The organism is Streptomyces sp. MB09-02B, assembly GCF_033794485.1.
Classification (GTDB): Bacteria; Actinomycetota; Actinomycetes; order Streptomycetales; family Streptomycetaceae; genus Streptomyces.
The window spans coordinates 1-2,738 of sequence record NZ_JARGEE010000706.1 but is presented as its reverse complement, the minus strand read 5'-3'; the positions used below and the strand labels follow the sequence as shown (position 1 = coordinate 2,738).

At 69.1% G+C, this 2,738-nt stretch carries 2 protein-coding genes; one reads left to right on the top strand and one right to left on the bottom strand.

Annotated features, from left to right (window positions below):
* Positions 1-442 precede the first annotated feature (442 nt).
* On the bottom strand, positions 443-1,450 hold the full coding sequence (locus P1P70_RS43080) for a stage II sporulation protein M (RefSeq protein ID WP_319247726.1): 1,008 nt from the start codon (positions 1,448-1,450) through the stop codon (positions 443-445).
* A 167-nt stretch (positions 1,451-1,617) separates the two neighbouring features.
* Between P1P70_RS43080 and P1P70_RS43075 the strand changes: the two genes are divergently transcribed.
* Complete coding sequence (locus P1P70_RS43075; RefSeq protein ID WP_319247724.1) at positions 1,618-2,628, top strand: RDD family protein; 1,011 nt, start codon at positions 1,618-1,620, stop codon at positions 2,626-2,628.
* Positions 2,629-2,738: the final 110 nt, after the last annotated feature.

The window sequence follows — 2,738 nt, the reverse complement described above, 5'->3', positions numbered from 1 at the left end:
TTTTGGCACGCTGTTGAGTTCTCAAGGAACGGACGCTTCCTTTGTACTCACCCGAGCTACTCTCAGGCTTTCCTCCGGGCACTTTCCCTTCGGTCTTGCGTTTCCAACCCTACCAGATCCGTTTTCCGTTCCGTTTCCGGTCGGAATTTCGTTTCCGGTGGCCGCTGGAGGGCCTTACCTAATTGATTGCCTTGCGGCTTTCTTTCGGTGAGTCCGACTTTATCAGAAGTTTTTCACCGGACTGACCGGCCGTTCGTTCTGATTCATCGGGTGGACTCACTCGGGACATTGCATTCACGAGGAAGTCAGTAGATTTTCACTGCCGCCCTGGGGTATGACCACCTCTAGGCAACTGTTCAAATCTACCTCCCCACATCGGCCGTGTCAACAGCTCTTGCGGGAACGAAGAGGAGACTAACAGCCCGACAGGGGTGGACGCACATCAGGCGGCCGTGGGGACCGCGGCGCTGCGTTCGTGCTCCTCGACATCGCCCGTCTCACCGGCCCGGACGGCCCTCCCACCCAGGACGTAGACGTACGCGAGGAAGGCGAGTTCGGCGAGGACGCCGATGCTGATGCGGGCCCAGGTGGGTAGGCCGGACGGGGTGACGAAGCCTTCGATGGCGCCGGACACGAAGAGGACCAGCGCCAGGCCTATCGCCATGCCCAGGGCGGCCCGCCCTTCCTCGGCCAGGGCGGAACGGCGGGCCCGGGGCCCTGGGTCGATGAGGGTCCAACCGAGCCGCAGCCCTGTGCCGGCGGCCACGAACACGGCGGTCAGTTCCAGCAGGCCGTGCGGAAGGATCAGGCCGAGGAATACGTCGAGGCGGCCGGCCGAGGTCATCAGGCCGATGCCTACCCCCAGATTGAGCATGTTCAGGAGCAGGATCCAGAGCACCGGCAGGCCCAGGAAGATTCCCAGGACCAGGCACATCGCGGCGGCCTGGGCGTTGTTCGTCCACACCTGCGCCGCGAAGGACGCGGCGGGATGGCTGGAGTAGTACGTCTCGTACTGGCCGCCGGGACGAGTCATCTCGCGGAGCGCGTCGGGGGCCGCGATGCTGGCCTGGACCTCCGGGTGGGTGCCGATCCACCACCCTAGGAGCACGGCGACGAGGGTGGAGAGCAGGGCGGTGGGGACCCACCAGTGGCGGGATCGGTAGACCGCTGCCGGGAAGCCGTGGGTCAGGAAGCGGGTGACGTCGCGCCAGGAGGCCCGCCGGTTCCCCGTGACGGCGCTACGCGCGCGTGCCACCAGCTGGCTGAGGCGCCCGGTGAGCTGCGGGTCGGGAGCACTCGCCTGGATCAGTGAGAGGTGGGTGGCGGTGCGTTGGTAGAGGGTGACGAGTTCGTCGACCTCGGCTCCGTCCAGACGGCGCTGGCGGCGGAGCAGAGCATCGAGACGGTCCCACTCGGCACGATGGGCGGACACGAAGACATCGAGGTCCATCGGGTGTGCTGCTCCTCGTCCCTCTCGTACTGCGTGTCGGCTTGTCCCGCTGATCGCACTGGTCGTACCAGTCGTACTGGTCGTACTGCGGCGCGATATGACCTCAGCTTGGCAGACTGGCCACTCTCGGGGCAGGTCAGGGGATGAATCCGGAAGGGACTACGAGTGTGAGTGAGCTAGTGACGGGCGAGGCGGTGGCGCTGGAGCTGCGTCCCGCGAAGCTGCCGAGCCGAGCGCTGGCCGTGCTGCTCGACCTGGTCGTGGCCATGGTCGTCTACCTCGCGGTGGTCCTGGTCCTGGTGCTGTCGACGGCCGGACTCGACGAGGCCGCGCAGACGGCGATATCCATCGCGAGCTTCCTGCTCGTCCTGGTGGGCGGGCCGATCGCGGTCGAGACGCTGAGCCATGGGCGCTCACTGGGGAAGCTGGCCTGCGGGCTGCGGGTGGTGCGGGACGACGGGGGACCCATCCGGTTCCGGCACGCGCTGGTGCGTGGGGCGGTCGGGGTGGTCGAGATCCTGATGACGTTCGGGGTCGTCGCCTGTATCGCCTCTCTCGTGTCGGCGCGGGGGCGTCGGCTGGGTGACGTGTTCGCCGGGACCCTGGTCGTGCGGGAGCGGGTTCCGGCCGGGCGGGCGGCGTTCGTGCCTCCGCCGCCGCCGTGGCTCGCGGGACAGTTCTCGGGACTCGACCTGTCCGCCGTGCCGGACGGGCTGTGGCTGGCCATCCGCCAGTACCTGACGCGGATGCGGCAGCTGGACCCGCAAGTCGGCGCGGCCATGGCGGAACGTCTCGCCTCGGACCTCGCATCCCGTACCGGGGCTCCGGCGCCCTACGGGGTGCCGCCGGGCGCGTACCTGGCGGCCGTGGTCCATGAGCGGCAGGCCCGGGAGGCTCGCCAGGCGTTCCAGGGCGCGGCCGGGGTGGGTCCGGGTGTGGGTGCAGGCGGCATGCCGGTCGCTCAGCCTCCCGCCGTTCAGCCTTCTGCCGCTCCTCAGTACGCCCCTCCCGGTGGCGGGTATGTGAGCCCGACCCCGGACCCGGCTGCGGGTGCGGGTGCGGGTGTCTCGGAGTATGCGCCGTCTGTGGGAGCCGCGGGTGGCGCGCCCACGCCCGCGGCCGCGGCCGACGTTCCCGATCCGGCCGCTCCCGGCGTTCCCGGCCCGCATCGCCGGTGACGACTGCACCGGAGCCGCGCCGGCAGCGCCCGACGGGCGGACCGCGTCTCAGTCGAACGTGGACGGCGGTGTCTCCAGGTGCTCCAGCTCGATTCCGGGCGCCGCCAGGA